Below are 20767 nucleotides of genomic sequence, written 5' to 3' on the forward strand. Positions count from 1 at the left end.
CGGCGTTGCCGGGCCACCCGAATACGCCCGGTATGAGGGCGGCCCGGCGGCCTTGCCGGGAACAACGTGGATCACCGGGCCCGGCGGCGCCAGGTTGAGAGACACGGCCTCTAGGGCCACAACCCGTTCGGCGGACCACAGTGGGCGCGTCCGCGCGGTCCGCAATAGGGTTTCGGGGTGGCACACGAGGACACCCGCACGATCGACCCCTGCCCCCCGGACCAGGCGACGACCGACCGGCTCCTGGGTGGTGCCCACCACAACCCCCACGGGGTGCTGGGCGCGCACCCGACGGCCGGCGGCGGCACCGTCGTCCGCGTGCTGCGCCCGCACGCCGACGAGGTGTGGGTGCTGCGCGGCGGCGACCCGGGCGACGCGCACCCGCTCGTCAAGGTGCACGACGCCGGCCTGTTCTCCGGCGTCGTCGACGGGCCGGGCGGGGACTACAAGATCCGCGTCCGCTACGGCGACCGCGTCGACGTCACGGACGACCCGTACCGCTGGCTCCCGACCCTCGGCGAGGTCGACCTCCACCTGATCGGCGAGGGCCGCCACGAGCGGCTCTGGGACGTGCTCGGCGCGCACGTGCGCACCTACGACACGGCCAACGGCCAGGTCGTCGGCACCAGCTTCGCCGTCTGGGCGCCCAACGCCCAGGGCGTGCGCGTGACCGGCGACTTCGACGGCTGGGCGGGCTGGGCGCACCCGATGCGCTCGCTCGGCAGCGCCGGCGTCTGGGAGATCTTCGTGCCCGACGTGGGCGTCGGGACCCGGTACAAGTACCGGATCCTGGGCCGGGACGGCGTGTGGCGTGACAAGGCGGACCCGCTGGCGTTCGCCACCGAGGTCCCGCCCGCCACGGCGTCCGTGGTCACCGCCAACACCCACGAGTGGGGCGACGAGGAGTGGATGGCCGCGCGTGCCGTCCGCCAGCCGCACGCCGAGCCGATGAGCGTCTACGAGCTGCACATCGGCTCCTGGCGGCAGGGCAACGGCTACCGCGAGATCGCCGACCAGCTCGTCGAGTACCTGGACGAGACCGGCTTCACCCACGTCGAGCTGCTCCCGGTGGCCGAGCACCCGTTCGGCGGCTCCTGGGGCTACCAGGTCTCCGGCTACTACGCCCCGACCTCCCGCTTCGGCACCCCGGACGACTTCCGGTACTTCGTCGACACCCTGCACCGCCACGGGTACGGCGTGATCGTCGACTGGGTGCCCGCGCACTTCCCGCGGGACGAGTGGGCGCTCGCCCGGTTCGACGGCTCGCCGCTGTACGAGCACGCCGACCCGCGCCGCGGCGAGCAGCCGGACTGGGGCACCCTCGTGTTCGACTTCGGTCGCCGCGAGGTGCGCAACTTCCTGGTCGCCAACGCGCTGTACTGGCTCGAGGAGTTCCACATCGACGGCCTCCGGGTCGACGCGGTGGCCTCGATGCTCTACCTCGACTACTCGCGGCCGGACGGGCAGTGGCTGCCCAACCAGTACGGCGGCCGGGAGAACCTCGAGGCGGTCTCCTTCCTGCAGGAGATGAACGCGACCGTCTACCGGGAGCACCCCGGCGTCGTCACGATCGCCGAGGAGTCCACGGCGTGGCCGGGCGTCACGCGGCCCACCTACATGGGCGGGCTCGGCTTCGGGTTCAAGTGGAACATGGGCTGGATGCACGACACGCTCGACTACATCGGGCGCGACCCCGTGCACCGCAGCTACCACCACAACCAGATGACCTTCTCGCTGATGTACGCGTTCAGCGAGAACTACGTCCTGCCGATCAGCCACGACGAGGTCGTGCACGGCAAGGGCTCGCTGTGGACCCGGATGCCGGGCGACGACTGGAACAAGGCCGCCAACGTCCGCGCGCTGCTCGCGTTCATGTGGGCGCACCCGGGCAAGCAGCTGCTGTTCATGGGCCAGGAGTTCGGGCAGGTCCGCGAGTGGTCCGAGGAGCGCTCGCTCGACTGGGACCTGCTCGGCGACCGGCTGCACGGCGGCATCAAGACCCTCGTCGGCGACCTCAACCGCACCTACCGGGACCACCCGGCGCTGTGGACCGCGGACCACTCGCCCGAGGGCTTCTCGTGGATCGACGCCAACGACGCCGCCGGCAACGTGCTGAGCTTCCTGCGGCAGGGCACCGACCACGACGGCCGCCCGGCGGTCCTGGCCTGCATCGCGAACTTCTCCGGCCAGCCGAAGGAGAACTACCGCGTGGGGCTGCCCTTCGCCGGCAACTGGCGCGAGCTGGTCAACACCGACGCGGAGAACTACGGCGGCTCCGGCGTGGGCAACCTCGGCGTGGTCGAGGCCGAGCGGGCCGCCTGGCACGGGCGCCCGGCGTCGGCCGTCCTGCGGCTGCCCCCGGCCGGCGTGCTGTGGCTGGTGCCGGAGGAGACCGGCGGCCCGGTGCACCCGCGGCGCCCGGTGCAGTCCGCCGCGACCGAGCCCGCCGTCGAGGCGCCGCCCGCCGGCGCCGCGCACACCCCGGACCTGGTGCGGGGCGTGCAGCCCGAGGCCGGCCCGGCCGACGAGGACTCCCGGGACGTCTGACCCCACGGCGAACGGCGCTCTCGCTCACCAGATCTGAGCGAGAGCGCCGTTCGTGCCTTCGGGGCCGGACGGAGCGAGCGGCGCCGTCGCTCACGAGGAGTGAGCGAGAGCGCCGTTCGTGCGTTCGGGGACCGGGGTGCGGTCGGCATTGCGGAGCAGCGTGATCCAGTAGGCCAGGAGGATCGCGCAGTAGAGGCTGCGGCCGAGCGGCGTCCACGGGTCGTCGGGCGCCCACAGGTCGCCCCAGGAGACGGGGATCATCGGCAACGCCAGCAGCGCGGCCACCCAGGCGCGGCGCACGCCGGCCGCCGGCGACGCCGCCACCACGGCGAGCACGCCCGGCCACAGCAGCAGCAGGTAGTTGTGCCAGGAGATCGGCGACATCAGCAGGCCCGCCGCGATCACCGCCCACGGCGCGGTACCGCCCGGGTCCACCGTGCCGGTGCGGGTGCGGCGCGCGAGCCACACCAGGGTGCCGACCAGTGCGACGACCCCCAGCACCGTCCCGACGCCCGACGGCAGCCCCAGGCGCAGCGCCTCCCCGGGCAGGGCGGCGTTGTCCAGGACGTCGGGCACCGGCTCGCCGAACCCGATCCGCAGCCACTCGAGAGCGCTCGACGGCCCGGCGGGCAGCGCACCCACGAGGGTCGCGACGACGGCGCCGCCGATGCCCGCCCAGAAGGGCCGCCACCGCTGCTGCACGGCCGGGAGCAGCAGGACCGGGGCGAGCGAGGGCTTGAGCGCGACCGTGACGCCGTAGAGCACGCCGGCGAGCAGCGGGTGCCCGCGGCGCTCGGCGATCCAGCCGGCGACCAGCCCGACCAGCAGCAGCCCGTAGATCTGGCCGAGGTAGAGCGTGCCGTGCAGGGGCGAGGACGCGAGCATCGCCAGCGTGGCGCCCGCCGTCCACCACCACGGCAGTCGCAGCTCGCGGCACACCAGCAGCACCGCGCCGGCGATCAGCAGCAGGGTGACCGCGGCGAACACCCGGTACGCGACGACCACGTCGAGGCTCGCGAGCGGGGCCAGCAGCAGGCTGAGCAGCGGGGGGTTGAGGTTGCGCAGCTTCGCCGGCGTCGCGTAGATGTCGCCGCCCTGGGTCAGCGCGACGGCGGACTGCCAGAAGGTGTCGAAGTCGGCGTGCAGCTCCCGCATGTCCGCGGACGACAGGCCGAGGACCAGCAGGTTGTGGTGCGTGGCGTGCAGTGCGGCGGTCAGCGCGAGCGCCGCCACCGCGAGCACGACCGCGCCGACGCGTGCCGCCGGCCACCGCCGGGCCGGGGGCCGCGGCGGATCGGCGACGGGCTGCGGGCTGGTCGTCGACACGGCTGCCGACCGTAGTCGGCCGGGATCCCGCCCGGCCGCGCGCCCCGCGCTCAGAACAGCGCGCGCGCCAGGGCGCGACGGGCGGTGCTCACCCGCGGGTCGTCCGCCGGGAACAGCTCGAACAGCCCCACGAGGTGGCTGCGGACCTTCTCCCGGTCGTCGCCGAAGGTCCGGCCGACCGCGGCGACCAGGCGTGTGAAGGCCGACTCGGCCCGGTCCTGGGCGACCTCCGCGTCGGCCGCGGCGAGCTGGGCGTCGACGTCGTCGGGTGCGGCGTCGGCCCGGCCGATCGCCGACGGGTCCGCCTGCTCGGCCCGGGCCAGGAAGCGGACCTGCGAGAGCGCGGCCAGCGCCATCTCGTTGGCCGGCTCCTGGTCGAGGATCCGCTGGTAGGCGGCCTCGGCCTCGGCGTAGTCGCCGCGCTCGAGCGCGTCCTCGGCCTCGGTGAAGCGCGGGTCCTCCGGCTCCTCCTCGGGGACGGCGGCGCCGCCCGCGGCCGCCCGGCGCTCGCCCTCGGCGATCGCGGGCATGCGGTCGCGCAGGGCGTCGAGGATCCGGGCGATCCAGTCCTTGACCTGCGGCTCGGGCAGGGCGCCCTGGAACGCGTCGACCGGCTGGCCGGCGACGACCGCGACCACCATCGGGATCGACTGCACGCCGAAGGCCTGGGCGATCCGCTGGTTGGCGTCGACGTCGACCTTCGCGAGGATCCAGGCGCCGCCGCTCGCGTTCGCCAGGCGCTCCAGGACCGGGGAGAGCTGCTTGCACGGCTCGCACCAGGTGGCCCAGAGGTCGACGATCACCGGCACCTGCAGGGACGCCTCGAGCACGTCCCGCTGGAAGCTCTGCTCGGTGACGTCGATGACGTACCCGCCACCGCCGCCACCGTCGGGGGAGGCCGCCGGGGCCCCGGCCTGGGCGCCGCCCGCCGCCTGCTGGCGGGCCGCGGCCTCCGAACGGGCCTTCAGCGCGGAGAGATCGACGGCGCCCGCCAACGCGGACGACAGGGCCGCCGTCTGGGCTGCCTGACGAGGATCGGGTCGCGACACGCCGTCCATCCTGGCACGGTCGCCGCCCGCCCCGCCCGTCGCCCGCCCTCCCGGGTGCCGGCGGGTCAGCCGGGGCCGGCCGCCACGAGCGGGCGCATGCCCATCGGGTTCTGCGGCAGGAAGTCGCCCGCGGCGAGGACCCGCTCCACCAGCGGCTCCGTCAGCCCGACCAGACGCTCGGCCCGGGCGTCGCCGAGGGCCCGCCAGGCCTGGTCGGCGAGCGCGTCCGTGCGGGCCTCGACCTCGGCACAGAGCTCCCGCCCCGCATCGGTCAGCACGGTGTCGGTCACGGTCTCGCCGGCGTTCGGCTCGACGAGGCCCCGGTCGGCGAGCCGGGCCCGCGCGGCCTCCCACTCCTCGGCGGTCCAGCCGCGCCGCTCCCGCAGCCAGTCGCCCGGCAGGCCCTGGGCGCCCGCGAACACCACCAGCGCCTCCACGGGGTCGATCCCCGCGCTCACCAGGGCCGCGACGTGCCCGTCGCCGCGCTGCTCGCGCAGGATCGTCTGGGCCTGCCACAGGACGAGGTGCGGCGCGTCGGGCCACGGCAGGGCCGCGTTGGCCGCGGCGAGCGCCCGCCCGGCCGTCGACACCGAGGTCGCGGCCGTGCGCGCCAGCTCGGCCGCCTCGGCGACCTCCGCGGAGACGGCGAGCTCGCCGAGCGCGCGGCGCAGGGCGGCGTCGACGGCCGCGAGCCGGGCGTCGAGCAGCTGCGCGGGCGTGGCGACCGACCAGATCTCGGGCACCGAGCGGGCCACGAACCCGGGTGCGAAGTTGTAGAACAGGGCGGTCACGACCTCGGCCGGCACCGGCCCGAGCGGTGCGGCGCGCTGCCCGAAGTAGCCGCGCCAGAAGCCCCGCAGGCCCAGCGACTCCCCCGCCGACCGCGCCTCCGGCGCGAAGTAGGTCACCGCGTGCAACGGCTCCAGCGCGCGCCACAGCCGGCGCGCCCGGTGCTCCCCGCCGGCGGCGTCCGCGCTGGTCGCAGCGGTGTTCCCGGTCGTCATGGCGCCTCCCGTCCTTGCTCCTCCCACGACCGTAGGACGTCCGACCATCCCCGATCCAGCGCCCGGCGTTGCGCCGATCCGGTGGCGCCGCGCACCCGCGGTCCGCGGCCGCGGACGCGCTGATCACCGGACCGGCGGAGCACCAGCGGCGGCACGCGCTCGTTGACCTCACGGAAGTGACGTCGCGTCACCGTGCGTGCACGCCGGACGGATCCGCGCCGGGACCGTCCCCTGACCGGAGGATCTGATGAGCCAGGAGAACACCGTCGCCGATCGCCTGCTGGCGGAGGCCCGCAAGAAGACCGCCCGCCGGCAGAGCCCCGTGCTGGGCAAGGTCGCGCTGATCATCGGCATCGTCGCGCTGGTGGCCAGCCCGATCTCGATCGTCGGCTGGGTCGGCGGGCTCGCGGCGATCGGTGTCGGCATCGCCGCGGTCCGCAACCCGGACACCGCGAAGCTCGCCAAGATCGCGATGGGGCTGGGCTTCGCCGCGATCCTCGTCGGCGTCTTCTTCTTCACGCTCAACATCGCCTGACCGGCGCCGCAGGACGGCCGGCGGGGCCTCCCCGCCGGCCGTGGTCGTTCTCCGGGCTGGTCGCTACAGCCCGACGAGCAGGTCGGCCAGCTCGGCCGGGTGGGTGAGCATCGGGAAGTGCCCGCCGGGCAGCTCGCGGACCTCGAAGCCCAGCTCGGCGGCCAGCCGGCGGGAGGTCTGCGGGTTCACCACCCGGTCCTGCGCGCAGACGACCGACACCGTCCGCACCGCCGGCCACGCGACCAGCGGGGTGACCTCCTTGCCGATCGCCCACGCCTGCGGGCGGAGGTCCGCGACCGCCTCCCGCACGAGGTCCGGCGCGCCCAGCTCCTCGGCCACCCCGGCGTACAGCGACGCCTCGGCGGCCTCCGCCGGCCAGCTCGTCGTCCCGCCCGGGCCGCGCTCCTGGCCGGGGCCGAAGCCCGGGGCCATGATCGTGCGGTCCTCGCGCAGCAGGTCGTTGTGCGCCCGGCCGGGCACCGGGAGCATCGCCGCGACCAGCACCAGGGCACGCGTGCGCGGGCCGAGCTCGGCGGCGACCGGCGGGGCGGTGAGCCCGCCGAGTGAGTGCCCGACGACCACGACCGGCCCCTCGGCCGGCGCGGCGGCGAGGGCCGCCGCGAGGTACTCGGCGGCGCCCGCCGCCGGCTCGTCCGCCGGCAGGTCCGGCGCCACCGAGCTGCGCCCGCGGGCCCGCAGCTCCTCCTGCAGCGGCGCCCAGCTCGACCCGCGGTGCCAGGCCCCGTGCAGGAGCAGGAACGCCGGATCAGCCATCCGAGCCGAGCGCCTTCTCGATCCGCTCCACCTTCGCGCTGAGCTGGCCGGTGTACCCGGGCCGGATGTCGGCCTTGAGCACCAGGCTCACCCGCGGGGACCGGGCCTGCACGGCCTCGACCGCGCGGCCCACCACGGCCATCGCCTCGTCCCAGGTCTCGGCCTCGATGGTGGTGAACATGGACGTCGTCTCGTTGGGCAGCCCGGACTCCCGGACCACGCGGACGGCCTCCGCGACGGCGTCGCCCACGCTCCCGTCGTCGGAGGAGCTGCCGGACGGCGCGATGCTGAACGCTACGAGCATGCCGCCAGCCTGCCCCATGATCTCGGGCCGCGGATGTCCGCCCTGCTAGCGTGCGTGGCCATGGCCTCGCGCGACCCGCTCCCCTTCGACCCGATCGACCGGGCGGCGGAGCTCTGGGCCGAGCGCATCGGCCCGTCGGACACCATGGCCGCCGTCACCAGCGTGATGCGCGTCCAGCAGATCCTGCTGTCGGCCGTCGACGCCGCGCTCAAGCCGCACAACCTCACCTTCGCCCGCTACGAGGCGCTGGTGCTGCTGAGCTTCTCGCGGGCGAAGAAGCTGCCGATGCGGGTGATGGGCGAGCGGCTGCAGCTGCACCCGACCAGCGTCACGAACATCGTCGACCGGCTGCAGGCGGACGGGCTGGTGCGCCGGACCCCGCACCCCACGGACCGGCGGGCGACGCTGGTCGAGATCACGCCGGACGGGGTGGAGCGGCTGGAGCACGCCACCAAGTCCGTCACCGCCGTCGACTTCGGGCTGGTGGGGCTCGACGCGGAGGGCAAGGCCACCCTCTTCGACCTGCTCGGCCGCATCCGCTCGGCGTCCGGCGACTTCCGCTGACCCCTGTGAGTGGCGATAGTCGCTATGACGACTATCGCCACTCACAGGGAGTCGAGGAGCTCGTCCGCCGCCGCGTAGGGGCTCAGCGTGCCGGCCACGACCTTCTCGGCCAGCGCCTCGAGGGCGGCGCCGCCGCGGACGTCGCCGAGCCGCGCGCGGACCTTCTCCAGCCCGATCGCCTCGATCTCGTTCTCGGCCCGCCGCCGGCGCCGCCGCGGGCCCTCGCCGGAGGACTCCAGCCAGGCCCGGTGCTCGTCGATCGCCCCGGCGACCTCGTCGACGCCCTCGCCCCGGGCCGCGACGGTGCGGCACACCGGCGGCTTCCAGACGTCCCGCCGCTCGCCGAGCGACATCATGTAGCGCAGGTCGCGGACGGTCTGGTCGGCGCCCTCGCGGTCCGCCTTGTTGACCACGAAGACGTCGGCGATCTCGAGGATCCCGGCCTTGGCGGCCTGCACGCCGTCGCCCATCCCGGGCGCGAGCAGCACAACCGTGGTGTCGGCGAGCGAGACGACGTCGATCTCGGACTGGCCGACCCCGACCGTCTCGACGAGCACGACGTCGCACCCCGCGGCGTCGAGCACCCGCAGAGCCTGCGGGGTCGCCCAGGCCAGCCCGCCCAGGTGCCCCCGGGTGGCCATCGACCGGATGAACACGCCCTCGTCGACCGCGTGGTCGCCCATGCGGACCCGGTCGCCGAGCAGCGCGCCGCCGGAGAAGGGCGACGACGGGTCGACCGCGAGCACACCGACCCGCTTGCCCTGCTCGCGGAACGCCGCGACCAGCGCCGACGTGGTGGTGGACTTGCCGACGCCCGGCGAGCCCGTCAGCCCGACGACCTGCGCCCGCCCCGTGTGCGGGGCGAGCAGCGCGGCGACCTCCGGCAGGTCCTTCGACCCGCTCTCGACGAGCGAGATCAGCCGGGCGACCGCGCGCTGCTGGCCCTCCAGCGCGCGGTCGACCAGCTCCCGCGGGGACTGCTGAGGCAAGGGATCAGGCCGGGACGCGGAGGATCAGCGCGTCGCCCTGGCCGCCGCCGCCGCACAGCGCGGCCACGCCGACGCCGCCGCCGCGGCGCTTGAGCTCCAGCGCGAGGTGCAGCGTGATCCGGGCACCGGACATGCCGATCGGGTGGCCGAGGGCGATCGCGCCGCCGTTGACGTTGACCTTCTCCTCGTCGAGGCCCAGCTTGCGGGTGGACACGAGACCGACCGCGGCGAAGGCCTCGTTGATCTCGACCAGGTCGAGCTCCTTGGGGTCGAGCCCCTCCTTGGCGCAGGCCTTCGCGATGGCGTTGGCGGGCTGCTCGTGCAGGCTCGTGTCCGGGCCGGCCACCACGCCGTGGGCGCCGATCTCGGCCAGCCAGCTCAGGCCCAGCTCCTCGGCCTTGGCCTTGCTCATCACCACGACCGCGCACGCGCCGTCGCTGATCTGCGACGACGAGCCCGCGGTGATCGTGCCGTCCGCCGCGAAGGCCGGGCGCAGCTTGGCGAGGCTCTCGCCGGTGGTGTCGCCGCGGACGCCCTCGTCGTGCGAGAAGACGACCGGGTCGCCCTTGCGCTGCGGGATCTCGACGGGAGTGATCTCGTCGTCGAACACACCGTTCTTCAGGGCCGCGGCGGCGAGCTGGTGCGAACGGGCGGCGAAGGCGTCCTGGTCCTCGCGGGTGACGTCGTAGCGACTGTTGTGCTTCTCCGTCGACGCACCCATCGCGACCTGGTCGAAGGCACAGAACAGGCCGTCGTAGGACATGCTGTCGATCAGCGCGGTGTCGCCGAACTTCGTGCCCTCGCGGGACTTGGCCAGCAGGTGCGGCGCCTGGGTCATCGACTCCTGGCCGCCCGCGACCACGATGTCGAACTCACCGGCCCGGATGAGCTGGTCGGCGAGGGCGATGGCGTCGATGCCGGACAGGCAGACCTTGTTGACGGTGAGCGCCGGGACGTCCATCGGGATGCCGGCGGCGACGGCGGCCTGCCGGGCCGGGATCTGGCCGGCACCCGCCGTGAGCACCTGCCCCATGATCACGTACTCGACCTGCTCGGGGGCCACCCCGGCCTTCTCCAGGGCGCCCTTGATCGCGAATCCGCCGAGCTGCGCGCCCGAGAACCCCTTGAGCGACCCGAGCAGCCGGCCGACCGGCGTACGGGAACCAGCGACGATCACGGACTGCGCCACGACGACCTCCAGCAACTGCGTTGGCACACGGGATTGGTTCCGGACCATACCCGTCGGCGACCTGCGAAGAGACGGCCCGAACGGACGGGTGAGCAGCCACACAGAGGGCCGGGCCCGGTACCGAGCACTAGATTCCCGGTCCATGACGGCACAGACGGAATCGGCCCACGGAGCGCTCGGATCCCTGCTGACCCAGATCGACCACGTCGGCATCGCGGTGGCCGACCTCGACGAGGCGGTCGCCTGGTACCACGACGTGTTCGGGCTGGTGAACACGCACGAGGAGGTCAACGAGGAGCAGGGCGTGCGCGAGGCGATGCTCGCCGCGCCCGGCGCCGACCCCGCCTCCAGCACGCGGATCCAGCTGCTGGCCCCGTTGCGCCCGGACTCCACGATCGCGAAGTTCCTCGACCGCAACGGCCCGGGCCTGCAGCAGCTCGCCTACCGCGTCACCGACATCGAGGCCGCGATGGAGGCGCTGAAGAACAAGGGCCTGCGCCTGCTGTACCCGGAGCCGCGGCGCGGCACGGCGGACTCGCGGATCAACTTCGTGCACCCGAAGGACGCCGGCGGCGTGCTCGTCGAGCTGGTGGAGCCGGCGAAGGACCACTGAGCGAACGGCGCTCTCGCTCAGAAGGTGGGAACGAGAGCGCCCTTCGTGCAGCACCCGGCCCCTCCGATCAGGCGGTTCCCGCCCGGTCGGAGGGGCTGCTTCATTGATCCAGTCGGTGGGCTGCGTCACGATCGGCCCCATCGGCGGAGCGCGCAGACACAATGCCTCGGGTACCATACTGATCGGTAACTGATCGGTATCCCAAGCAAGCCACACGACTCACGCCACCGGAGGCCAGGCCGTGCAGGAGATCCTCGACGCCATTCTCGCCGAGCGTTTCGACGCCGTGGGTGGGCTTCCAGTCCCTGACCACTACCAGGCGATGACGGTCCACGCGGACGAGACGGAGATGTTCGACGGCATCGCCACCCGCGACAAGGACCCGCGCAAGAGCCTGCACCTGGACACGGTGCCCACGCCCGAGCTCGGCCCGGGCGAGGCGATCGTGGCCGTGATGGCGAGCGCGATCAACTACAACACCGTCTGGACCTCGATCTTCGAGCCGGTGTCGACGTTCGGGTTCCTCAAGCGCTACGGGCGCGAGTCCGAGCTGGCCAAGCGGCACGACCTGCCGTACCACATCGTGGGGTCGGACCTGGCCGGCGTCGTGCTGAAGACGGGCCCCGGCGTCAACGCGTGGAAGCCCGGCGACCGGGTCGTCGCGCACTGCCTGTCCGTCGAGCTGGAGAGCCCGGACGGGCACGGCGACACGATGATGGACCCGCAGCAGCGGATCTGGGGCTTCGAGACCAACTTCGGCGGGCTCGCGCAGCTCGCCCTGGTCAAGTCCAACCAGCTGATGCCCAAGCCCGAGCACCTCACCTGGGAGGAGGCGGCCAGCCCCGGGCTGGTCAACTCCACCGCGTACCGCCAGCTGGTCTCCCGCAACGGCGCGGACATGAAGCAGGGCGACACCGTGCTGATCTGGGGTGCGAGCGGCGGGCTCGGCTCGTACGCGACCCAGTTCGCGCTCAACGGCGGCGCCACTCCCATCTGTGTCGTCTCCTCGCAGGAGAAGGCGGACATCTGCCGGGCCATGGGTGCCGAGCTGGTCATCGACCGCAACGCCGAGGGCTACAAGTTCTGGAAGGACCCGCAGACGCAGGACCCGAAGGAGTGGAAGCGCTTCGGGGCCAAGATCCGCGAGCTCACCGGCGGCGACGACCCTGACATCGTGTTCGAGCACCCGGGCCGGGAGACCTTCGGCGCCTCGGTCTACTGCGCCCGCAAGGGCGGCACCATCGTGACCTGCGCGTCGACCTCGGGCTACATGCACGAGTACGACAACCGCTACCTGTGGATGAACCTCAAGCGGATCGTCGGCTCGCACTTCGCGAACTACCGCGAGGCGTGGGAGGCGAACCGGCTCATCGACAAGGGCCTGGTCCACCCGACGCTGTCGAAGGTGTACCCGCTCGCCGACACCGGCCAGGCGGCGTACGACGTCCACCAGAACGCCCACCAGGGCAAGGTCGGCGTGCTCGCGCTCGCGCCCGAGGAGGGCCTGGGCGTGACGAACCCGGAGAAGCGGGCCAAGCACCTCGACGCGATCAACCGCTTCCGCGGCGTCTGACCGGCGGCATCGCTGCACGTATGGCTCCATGACGCACCCTCGAGCACGTCTCCGGGCGCGTGATGGAGCCGTACTGCGTTCTCGAGGGCCCGATCCCGGCGTCATGGATCCATGCTGCGAGCTCGGCGGCCCGGTTCGAGCGTTATGGCTCGTTACTGCGAATGCTCAGCGGCCGCACCCCGGAACGGCCCGCGCCCGGACGGGTGACGGAGCCCACCCGGAGCCGCGCGTGACGCTCCGCGAATGCGGTAGCCCGGTACGGTGACGCCCATGGTCGGTGAACCGGAGAACCCTCAATCCGACCCCGGTTTCCAGCCCACGGCCGGGTTCCGGGTCGTCCGCCGCGGCTATGACCAGGAGCAGGTCGACGGGCACCTGCACCGGATCGACGCGGACGTCCGGCTGCTCGCCGCGGACCGGGACGCCGCCGTCGCGCAGGTGACCCGGCTGACCCGCGAGCTCGACGAGACGCGCGGCCGGCTGGAGTCGATGCGCCAGCAGGTGCGCCGCCTGTCGGGGCCGCCGGACAGCGTCCAGGGGCTCAGCGAGCGGATGCGGTCGATGCTCCGGCTGGCCGAGGACGAGGTCGCCGAGATGCGGGCCCGGGCGGACGCGGACGTGACCCGGCTGCGGGCCGAGTGCGACCAGGAGCTGGCCGATCGCCGCGCGGACACCGAGCGCCGCCGGGAGGCGCTGCTCGCCGAGGCCCGGAACGAGGCGGAGCGGATCGTCGCCCAGGCGAAGGCCCTGCAGGCGCAGTCCGCGCAGGACAAGCTGGCCACCGACGAGGTGATCGCGACCCGGCGCGCCGAGTGCGACGCGGCGATCGCCGCCGCGACCGCGGCCGCCGCCGCCGAGCGCGCGCAGGTCGAGGAGGACTTTCGGATCGCGATGGACCAGCGGCGCATCGAGACCCTCGGGGCGCTGCAGGCCGAGCGCACCGCGACCCAGCAGGAGGTCGCGCGGCTGCGGTCGGACGCGGACGAGTACGCCCGCAGCACCCGCAGCGCCGCCGACGAGCAGGGCGCGCGGATCGTCGCCGACGCTCGCGGTGAGGCCGAGCGCCTCGTCCGCGAGGCCGAGCGCCGGGTCGCCGAGCTCACCGACCTGCGGAGCCGGGTCGCCGAGCAGCTCGCGCACGCCCGCGCCGCACTCGTCGCGGACCTGGCGGCCCTCGGCCCGATGGCCGACGAGGCCGACCGCCCGGACGGCGCGACCGCAGACGGGCGCGGCGCCTCGGGCACGGGTTCGGGCACGGGTTCGGGTTCCGGCGCGGTGCCCGAGCAGGCGAGCGAGCAGTCCCGCCGCCGCCCGCGCCCCCACCCGGCCACGACCCGCGCCTGACCGCACGGACCCTCGACGCCCCGCACCCCTGCCGCACGGGTGCGGGGCGTCGACGTCCGTGCGAGGGGCCGGTCAGCGGGGGCGGCGGCCCCCCGGGCGCCGGCGTCCGCGGGCGTTCCAGCACGGCAGGTGCCAGTGCCGGCGGTCCTCCACCGACCCCCACTCCCCCGTCGGCCAGGTGACCACGTGACCGACGCCCGCGGGGATCAGCTGGTCGCAGCCCGGGCAGCGGTAGTCCTTCACCGACGACCCGCCGGGGACGTGCCGGACGGCCCACTCGCCGTCGGGCCCCGTCTCGGCGCGGGTCACGATCCCCGACGACAGGGGTGCGGGCACGGAGCGGCCCCGCCCCCGTTCCGAGGGGCGGGGCCGTCGACCGCGTGCCATGGATCCGACCGTAACGGCCGCGGCGCCGCCGCGCGGGCGGCACCGGGGCGGGTCACAGGTCAGCGCCCGAGAATCAGCGGGAGGTGTAGTCCCGGAAGCCATGCCCGGTCTTGCGGCCGAGCCGGCCCGCCGTGACCAGGTGCTCCAGCAGCGGGGCCGGGGCGAAGCCGGACTGGCGGAACTCGGAGAACAGCGACCGCTCGATGGCGAGCGACACGTCCAGGCCGACCACGTCGAGCAGCTCGAACGGCCCCATCGGCAGGGCACAGCCCGTCTTCATCGCCGCGTCGATGTCGTCCGCCGTGGCGTAGTGCGCCTCCAGCATCTTCACCGCGTCGTTCAGGTACGGGAAGAGCAGCGCGTTGACGATGAACCCGGCCCGGTCCCCGCAGGAGACCGGCACCTTCTTGATCTTCTGGCAGAGCGCCAGCGCGGTGGCCGCGACCTCCGGCGCGGTGCTGATCGTGGACACCACCTCGACCAGCTTCATCACCGGTGCCGGGTTGAAGAAGTGCAGTCCGATCACGTCGGCCGGACGGGTGGTGGCCGCCGCGCACTCCACGACCGGCAGCGACGACGTCGTGGTCGCGAGGATCGCGCCCGGCTTGCAGATCTCGTCGAGCGCGCCGAACACGGCCCGCTTCACCTCGAGCTCCTCGGCGATGGCCTCGACGACGAGGTCGACGTCGGCGAAGTCCTCGAGCGACGTGGTGCCGGTGATCCGCCCGAGCGTGGCGTCCCGGTCCTCCTCGGTGAGCCTGCCCCGCACCACGGCCTTGTCGAGCGCCTTGCGGATCCCGCCGATCGACGCCTCGACCTTGGAGTCGCTCCGGCCGCGGACCACCACGTCGAACCCGGCCTGCGCGAACACCTGCACGATGCCGCTGGCCATGGTGCCCGTGCCGACCACGCCGACCCGCTGGACCTCGCGCGTCGGGACGTCCTCGGGCACGACCGAGCCCGGGGTCAGCGCGTCGGGCACGACCTTGCTGCTGTGCGGCTTCTCGTAGGTGTAGAAGCCGCGGCCGCTCTTCCGGCCCAGCAGCCCGGCGGTGATCATCTGCTTGAACACCGGCGCCGGGGCGTGCATGAGGTTGCGCGACTGCGCGTACATCGTCTCGAGGATCTCGTACGCGGTGTCGAGGCCGATGAGGTCCAGCAGCGCCAGCGGGCCCATCGGGTAGCCGCAGCCGTGGCGCATGGCGGCGTCGAGGTCCTCGCGGCTCGCGTAGTGCGACTCGTACATGCGCGCCGCGTGGTTGAGGTAGCCGAAGAGCAGCGCGTTCGCGATGAACCCGGCCCGGTCGCCGATCACGACCGGCACCTTGTCCAGGGTGGCGGCGAAGGCCTGGAGGTCCTCCACCACGTCCGGCTCGGTGACGACCGTGCGCACCAGCTCGACGAGCTTCTGCACCGGCGCCGGGTTGAAGAAGTGCATCCCGACGACCTTGCCCGGCCGTGCGGTCCGCACGGACAGCTCGGTGACCGACAGCGACGACGTGTTCGACGCCAGGATCGTCTCCGGGCCGACGTGCTTGTCCACCTCGGCGAACACGGACGCCTTGAGCTGCAGCGACTCCGGCACCGCCTCGACCACGAGGTCGCACGGGGCCAGGTCGGCCAGCGACGTGGTCGTGGTGATCCGGCCCAGCAGCTCGCCCGCCTGATCCTCGGTGAGCTTGCCGCGCTCGATCGCCCGCCTCGTCGAGGTCTCCAGGTGCGCCTTCCCGCGCTCGACGGCGGCCGCGTCCACCTCGGCGGCGATCACGTCCAGGCCGTTGCGCGCGAACACCTCCACGATGCCCGCACCCATGGTGCCCAGGCCGACCACGCCGACCGTCCGGAACTCGCGTGCCACGCCGTTACCTCCCGCTGCCTCGAGGGTCTGTACCGAGCGGTAATCCTCTCATCCCCCGCTGCGTGGTAACCCACGCATGAGGCCGGGAACACCCCTCCGGACGGAGGGTCTACCGGCCGTGACGTGCCCGGACGAGGCCGATCAGGGTTCCCATGTGCTTCGCCGACCGGGTGAAGCTGGTGACCGGGACCGGCAGCGCGAACCGCTGCCGGGCCACCGCCTGCGGCCGGGTGAACTCGCGCAGCCCGTCCTCGCCGTGGATGCGGCCGAAGCCGGAGTCGCCGACCCCGCCGAACGGCAGCGACGGGATGCCCGCGAACGCGATCACGCCGTTGACGCTGACCATGCCGCAGCGCAGGCCCTCCGCGATCCGCTCGCCCTCCTTCGCCGAGCCGGTGAACACGCTGGCGCCCAGGCCGTAGCCGGTGCCGTTGGCGCGCCGCACCGCCTCGGCGACGTCCGGCACCCGGTTGACGACGATCAGCGGGCCGAACGTCTCCTCGGTGACGGCGGAGGAGTCCTCGGGCACGTCGACGATCACGACCGGCTCCACGAAGGGCGGCTTCACCGAGTCCTCGCCGCCGACGACCGCCCGACCGCCCTTGTCCAGCGCGTCGCGCACGTGCCGGCGGACGACCTCGGTCTGCGACGCCATCGTCATCGGGCCGAACTGGGTGCCGGCCCGCAGCCCGCGCGCCTTGGCCACGAGCGCCGCGGTGAACTCCTCGGCGACCGACTCGACGACGTACACGCGCTCGACGCCGACGCACGTCTGGCCGGCGTTGGACATCCCGCCCCAGACGGCGGCGTCGGCGGCGGCCTCGACGTCGGCGCCCGCGTCGACGATCAGCGCGTCCTTGCCGCCGCACTCGATGAGGACCGGGGTGAGGGTCTCGGCGCAGGAGGCCATGACCCGCTTGCCGGTGGCCGTCGACCCGGTGAAGGCGATCTTGCCGACGCCCGGGGCGCGGCAGAGCGCCGCACCCGTCTCGCCGAACCCGGTCACCACCTCGATCAGCGCCTTCTCCGGTACCGCGTCGGACAGCGTGCGGGCAAGGATCTCGCCCACGCCCGGCGTGAGCTCGCTCGGCTTGAAGACCACGGTGTTTCCCGCGGCGAGCGCGTAGGCGATCGAGCCCATCGGCGTGAAGACCGGGTAGTTCCACGGCCCGATCACGCCGACGACGCCGATCGGCGGGTAGCCCAGGGTCGCGGCCTGGTTGGCGCCGAGCAGGCCCGGCGACACCTTCCGCCGGCCGAGCGTCTTCTTCGCGTGCTTCGCCGCCCAGTCGACGTGGTCGATCGCGAGGACCAGCTCGAGCCGGGCGTCGTCGAGCGGCTTGCCGGTCTCGGCGGAGACCACGCCCGCGACCTCGTCCAGCCGCGCGACCAGCGCCTTCTTCCACGCCAGCAGCCGCTCGCGGCGGCCGTCGAAGCCCAGCCCCCGCCACCACCGCGCGGCCTCCCCGGCCCGGGCGACCGCGGCGAGCACCTCGGCCTCGCCGTGGACCGGGTGCGTCCCGACGACCTCACCGGTCCGCGGGTCGAGCGAGTCGAAGGTGTCGGTGCTGGTGCTGGCCGTAGCCTCGGTGCTGGCGGTCACGTCGGTCAGGGTAGGGCGGGCGCGAGGGCCCGCGTGTGCCTCCGGCGACCCGGGCGGACCACCCGGGCGGGGGCCGTTCCGGCCGGTCAGGGGACGCGGAGGGCGGGACGCGGCGCTGCACGGACCCCTCCTCCGCACAGGGCCGCGCCCCCGCTCCGCGCTCGGGACACGCGGTCCCGGCGAACCCGCGCGGACGGCGAACCTATAACGGGTTCCAGGCACTCCACAATGCGAATGAGCTGGGCTAACCTCCGTCGATGACCGAGAGGCGGCCCGGGCGGCGCGAGGAGCGCAACGCGGAGACGCGCTCGGCCATCCTCCGGGCCGCGGAGGAGCTGTTCTCGGCGCAGGGCTGGCAGGGCACCCGGATCACGGAGGTCGCCGCGCGGGCCGGCGTCGCCACCGCGACCTGCTACAACCACTTCGGCAGCAAGCACGCGCTGATCGGGCACCTGTTCGCACCGCGGATCGCCGAGGCCGTCGCCCGGGTCGAGGACCGGATCGCCGCCTGCGCCGAGGCGCACGAGATCGTCCGGGTCGCCGTCGACGAGATGGTGGTGATGCTGAAGGTCCGGCGCACGCTCACGTTCGCGCTGTTCGCGGCGCTGCACGAGGATGCGATCCGCAGCGACGGGCCGCCGCGCGGCCCGGGCGACGTCCGCATGATCGCGCAGATCCCGCTGATCCTGGAGCTGGCCCTGCAGCACGCCTCCGACGTGTTGGGGCTGGACCTCGACGCCGACCGGACCGCCCGCTACCACACCAACGCCCTGCTCCTGCAGGTCCTCACCCGGCCCGACTCGACCGCGGGCGACATCCGCGACTTCGTCCTGCTCCAGCTGCGCGGGGCGCTCGTCCCCCCGTACGAGGCGACCTCAGAAGAGGCGCAGGTCCTTCGGGTCGAGGCCCCGTAGCGCGTCGTAGTCCACGGTCACGCAGCGGATGCCGCGGTCCTCGGCGAGGGTGCGCGCCTGCGGCTTGATCTGCTGCGCCGCGAACACCCCGGCCACCGGCCCGAGCAACGGGTCGCGGTTCATCAGCTCGAGGTAGCGGGTCAGCTGCTCGACGCCGTCGATCTCCCCGCGCCGCTTGATCTCCACGGCGACGTGCCCGCCCGCGGTGTCGCGGCAGAGCAGGTCGACCGGGCCGATCGCCGTCATGAACTCGCGGCGGACCAACGTCCAGCCGTCGCCGAAGGTCTCCGGGTGCGCGGCCAGGAGCTCCTGCAGGTGCGCCTCGACGCCGTCCTTCACCAGCCCGGGGTCCACGCCCAGCTCGTGCGACGAGTCGTGGAGCACCTCGTCGATGGTGATGACGAGCGACTCGTCCGCCTTGTTGCGGACCGTCCAGACGCCGGGCTCCTCGGTGAGCCAGCACGGCGGACTCATCCAGTTGAGCGGCTTGTAGGCGCGGTCGTCGGCGTGCACGCTGACCGATCCGTCGGCCTTGACCAGCAGCAACCGCGGTGCCATCGGCAGATGTGCGGTGAGCCGACCGACGTAGTCCACCTGGCAGCGGGCGATGACGAGGCGCACGGGCCGTCACCCTAGAGGTGCGTTGCGCTCGGCCAGCGCCCGCCCGTGCTCGGCGAGTCGCCTCCGCAGCTCGGGTGGCTCCAGCGCCTCCACCTCCCCGCCCAGCGCCACCAGCTGCCCGGCGGCGACCCGCAGCGACTCGACGTCGAGCAGCAGCTCGCGCCAGCCCTCGGCGTCGGGCTCGCCGGCCGCGGCGACGGCGGCGTGTGCGGCGTCGGAGTCGGTCACGCTCGGCAGGGCCCGCAGCCCGGCGGGCGAGACCCGGATCCGCACCTTCTCCCGCAGCATCGACGCGGCGAACCGGGAGGCCGACTCCGCCCACCATGCCGGCAGGTCGAAGTCCTCCGGTCGCGCGAACGTCCCGGCGAGCGGCTCGGCCTCGGCGATCTTCGCCGCCCGGTAGGTCCGGACGTCCCCGTCCACCCCGGCGACCAGGTACCAGACCCCTGCCTTGAGCACGAGCCCGAGCGGCTCGACCTCGCGGTGCACCTGTCGCGGCCCGTAGACGACCCGGACCCGGCGCTGCTCCCACAGCGCCTCGGCGAGCACGGCGAGGTGGGTGACCTCGGCGGGGTTCTGGAACCAGCCCGGCGCGTCGAGGTGCACCCGTTCGGCGACGACGCGGGCGTGCGCGCGCAGGCCCTCCGGGAGCGTCGCGAGGATCTTCGCCTGGGCCCCGGCGAGCGCGGTCCCCAGGCCCAGTTCGGCGAGCAGCTGCGGCGCGCCCAGGGTCAGCATGGCCGCGGCCTCCTGGGCCGTGAGCCCGTCTAGCCGGGTCCGCCAGCCCTCGACGAGCCGGATCCCGCCGCCCGGCCCGGGCTCGGTCCAGATCGGTACGCCCACCTCGCTCAGCGACGCGACGTCCCGGTAGATCGTCCGCTCGGACACCTCCAGCTCCGCGGCCAGCTCGGCCGCCGTGGCCGAGCGGCGCCGCTGCAGCACGAAGAGCAGGGCCATCAGCCGGGACGCGCGCACGGCCCGATCGTCGCAGGTGGGAGGCTGACCGTGTGGAGACCCTCTCGACCCGGCAGGTCTACGCGAACAACTGGATGACCGTGCGCGAGGACGCCGTGCGCCGCCCCGACGGCTCGGACGGCGTCTACGGCGTGATCGACAAGCCGACGTACGCCCTCGTGATCCCGCGCGACGGCGACCGGCTGCACCTCGTCGAGCAGTTCCGCTACCCGATCGGCCTGCGCCGCTGGGAGTTCCCGGCGGGCACCGCGCCCGACCGCGCCGCCCAGGACCCCGCCGAGCTCGCCGTGCGCGAGCTGGTCGAGGAGACCGGGCTGCGGGCCGGCCGGATGGAGAAGATCGGCACGCTCGACGTCGCGCCCGGCATGTCCAGCCAGCGCGGGCACGTCTACCTCGCCAGCGACCTCACCGAAGGCGAGGCCCAGCGCGAGCACACCGAGCAGGACATGCGGCAGGCCTGGTTCACCATCACCGAGTTCGAGGCCATGATCGCGGACGGGGAGATCACCGACGCCCAGTCCGTCGCCGCCTACATGCTGCTGGTCCTCCGCGAGCGCCGCCCCCTGTGAGTGGCGATCGTCGCCATGGCGACGATCGC

Annotated in this window: 20 protein-coding genes; 8 read left to right on the plus strand and 12 right to left on the minus strand. The window is 73.8% G+C overall.

Going from position 1 to position 20767, the window contains the following annotated elements; genetic code table 11:
• The first annotated feature begins 177 nt into the window (after positions 1-177).
• Positions 178-2547: a 1,4-alpha-glucan branching protein GlgB gene (glgB, locus tag AB0B41_RS36940; protein WP_358211688.1), complete on the plus strand. Its 2370-nt coding sequence runs from the start codon at positions 178-180 to the stop codon at positions 2545-2547.
• Between the two features lie 90 nt (positions 2548-2637).
• On the opposite strand, the gene AB0B41_RS36945 is transcribed toward glgB, so the two are convergent.
• The 3 genes from AB0B41_RS36945 to AB0B41_RS36955 are packed head-to-tail and all read right to left on the minus strand — an operon-like array spanning position 2638 to position 5926.
• A complete protein-coding gene (locus AB0B41_RS36945; protein WP_358211689.1) occupies positions 2638-3873 on the minus strand; it encodes a glycosyltransferase family 87 protein in 1236 nt (411 codons plus the stop codon).
• A 50-nt stretch (positions 3874-3923) separates the two neighbouring features.
• The gene (locus tag AB0B41_RS36950) at positions 3924-4931 is read right to left on the minus strand and encodes a tetratricopeptide repeat protein (protein ID WP_358211690.1); all 1008 of its coding nucleotides are present in this window, start codon (positions 4929-4931) and stop codon (positions 3924-3926) included.
• A gap of 56 nt (positions 4932-4987) precedes the next feature.
• Positions 4988-5926 carry a hypothetical protein gene (locus AB0B41_RS36955; protein WP_358211691.1) on the minus strand — a complete coding sequence of 313 codons (939 nt, stop codon included), beginning with the start codon at positions 5924-5926 and terminating at the stop codon, positions 4988-4990.
• 247 nt (positions 5927-6173) lie between these two features.
• Between AB0B41_RS36955 and AB0B41_RS36960 the strand changes: the two genes are divergently transcribed.
• On the plus strand, positions 6174-6461 hold the full coding sequence (locus AB0B41_RS36960) for a hypothetical protein (protein ID WP_358211692.1): 288 nt from the start codon (positions 6174-6176) through the stop codon (positions 6459-6461).
• A gap of 63 nt (positions 6462-6524) precedes the next feature.
• On the opposite strand, the gene AB0B41_RS36965 is transcribed toward AB0B41_RS36960, so the two are convergent.
• Both AB0B41_RS36965 and AB0B41_RS36970 read right to left on the minus strand, forming a co-directional pair.
• Positions 6525-7235: an alpha/beta fold hydrolase gene (locus tag AB0B41_RS36965; RefSeq protein WP_358211693.1), complete on the minus strand. Its 711-nt coding sequence runs from the start codon at positions 7233-7235 to the stop codon at positions 6525-6527.
• A complete protein-coding gene (locus AB0B41_RS36970; protein WP_037044769.1) occupies positions 7228-7539 on the minus strand; it encodes a thiamine-binding protein in 312 nt (103 codons plus the stop codon). Before AB0B41_RS36970 ends, AB0B41_RS36965 begins: the two co-directional genes overlap by 8 nt.
• Before the next feature lie 60 nt (positions 7540-7599).
• Between AB0B41_RS36970 and AB0B41_RS36975 the strand changes: the two genes are divergently transcribed.
• Complete coding sequence (locus AB0B41_RS36975) at positions 7600-8103, plus strand: MarR family transcriptional regulator (RefSeq protein ID WP_358211694.1); 504 nt, start codon at positions 7600-7602, stop codon at positions 8101-8103.
• A 41-nt stretch (positions 8104-8144) separates the two neighbouring features.
• Here AB0B41_RS36975 and meaB read toward each other — a convergent pair whose 3' ends face one another.
• Positions 8145-9092: a methylmalonyl Co-A mutase-associated GTPase MeaB gene (meaB, locus tag AB0B41_RS36980; protein WP_358211695.1), complete on the minus strand. Its 948-nt coding sequence runs from the start codon at positions 9090-9092 to the stop codon at positions 8145-8147.
• 4 nt (positions 9093-9096) lie between these two features.
• Positions 9097-10281 (minus strand): acetyl-CoA C-acetyltransferase, encoded by a 1185-nt coding sequence (locus AB0B41_RS36985; protein WP_358211705.1) that lies wholly within the window; start codon positions 10279-10281, stop codon positions 9097-9099.
• 142 nt (positions 10282-10423) lie between these two features.
• On the opposite strand from AB0B41_RS36985, the gene mce reads away from it, so the two are divergent.
• The 3 genes from mce to AB0B41_RS37000 all read left to right on the plus strand — a co-directional run bounded on the left by mce (position 10424) and on the right by AB0B41_RS37000 (position 13811).
• Positions 10424-10894 carry a methylmalonyl-CoA epimerase gene (mce, locus tag AB0B41_RS36990; RefSeq protein ID WP_358211696.1) on the plus strand — a complete coding sequence of 157 codons (471 nt, stop codon included), beginning with the start codon at positions 10424-10426 and terminating at the stop codon, positions 10892-10894.
• Between the two features lie 241 nt (positions 10895-11135).
• A complete protein-coding gene (ccrA, locus tag AB0B41_RS36995) occupies positions 11136-12467 on the plus strand; it encodes a crotonyl-CoA carboxylase/reductase (RefSeq protein ID WP_358211697.1) in 1332 nt (443 codons plus the stop codon).
• 270 nt (positions 12468-12737) lie between these two features.
• A complete protein-coding gene (locus AB0B41_RS37000; RefSeq protein WP_358211698.1) occupies positions 12738-13811 on the plus strand; it encodes a hypothetical protein in 1074 nt (357 codons plus the stop codon).
• Positions 13812-13883: 72 nt separating this feature from the next.
• On the opposite strand, the gene AB0B41_RS37005 is transcribed toward AB0B41_RS37000, so the two are convergent.
• The 3 genes from AB0B41_RS37005 to AB0B41_RS37015 all read right to left on the minus strand — a co-directional run bounded on the left by AB0B41_RS37005 (position 13884) and on the right by AB0B41_RS37015 (position 17659).
• Positions 13884-14147, minus strand: a complete 264-nt coding sequence (locus AB0B41_RS37005) for a hypothetical protein (protein ID WP_358211699.1) — start codon at positions 14145-14147, stop codon at positions 13884-13886.
• A 124-nt stretch (positions 14148-14271) separates the two neighbouring features.
• On the minus strand, positions 14272-16056 hold the full coding sequence (locus AB0B41_RS37010) for a 3-hydroxybutyryl-CoA dehydrogenase (RefSeq protein WP_358211700.1): 1785 nt from the start codon (positions 16054-16056) through the stop codon (positions 14272-14274).
• Positions 16057-16165: 109 nt separating this feature from the next.
• A complete protein-coding gene (locus AB0B41_RS37015; RefSeq protein ID WP_358211701.1) occupies positions 16166-17659 on the minus strand; it encodes an aldehyde dehydrogenase family protein in 1494 nt (497 codons plus the stop codon).
• Between the two features lie 257 nt (positions 17660-17916).
• Between AB0B41_RS37015 and AB0B41_RS37020 the strand changes: the two genes are divergently transcribed.
• Positions 17917-18573 (plus strand): helix-turn-helix domain-containing protein, encoded by a 657-nt coding sequence (locus AB0B41_RS37020; protein ID WP_358211702.1) that lies wholly within the window; start codon positions 17917-17919, stop codon positions 18571-18573.
• Here AB0B41_RS37020 and nucS read toward each other — a convergent pair.
• Both nucS and AB0B41_RS37030 read right to left on the minus strand, forming a co-directional pair.
• Positions 18535-19194 (minus strand): endonuclease NucS, encoded by a 660-nt coding sequence (nucS, locus tag AB0B41_RS37025; RefSeq protein WP_037044746.1) that lies wholly within the window; start codon positions 19192-19194, stop codon positions 18535-18537. The two genes, AB0B41_RS37020 and nucS, sit on opposite strands and share 39 nt — an antisense overlap.
• 6 nt (positions 19195-19200) lie before the next feature.
• Entirely contained in the window at positions 19201-20169 is a 969-nt protein-coding gene (locus AB0B41_RS37030; RefSeq protein ID WP_358211703.1) for a WYL domain-containing protein, read from the minus strand.
• 32 nt (positions 20170-20201) lie between these two features.
• Here AB0B41_RS37030 and AB0B41_RS37035 point away from each other — a divergent pair, with 32 nt between their 5' ends.
• A complete protein-coding gene (locus tag AB0B41_RS37035; RefSeq protein WP_358211704.1) occupies positions 20202-20738 on the plus strand; it encodes an NUDIX hydrolase in 537 nt (178 codons plus the stop codon).
• The last annotated feature ends 29 nt before the right edge of the window (positions 20739-20767 follow it).

It is taken from the genome of Pseudonocardia sp. NPDC049154, from assembly GCF_040648315.1.
In the GTDB taxonomy this organism is placed as follows: Bacteria; Actinomycetota; Actinomycetes; order Mycobacteriales; family Pseudonocardiaceae; genus Pseudonocardia.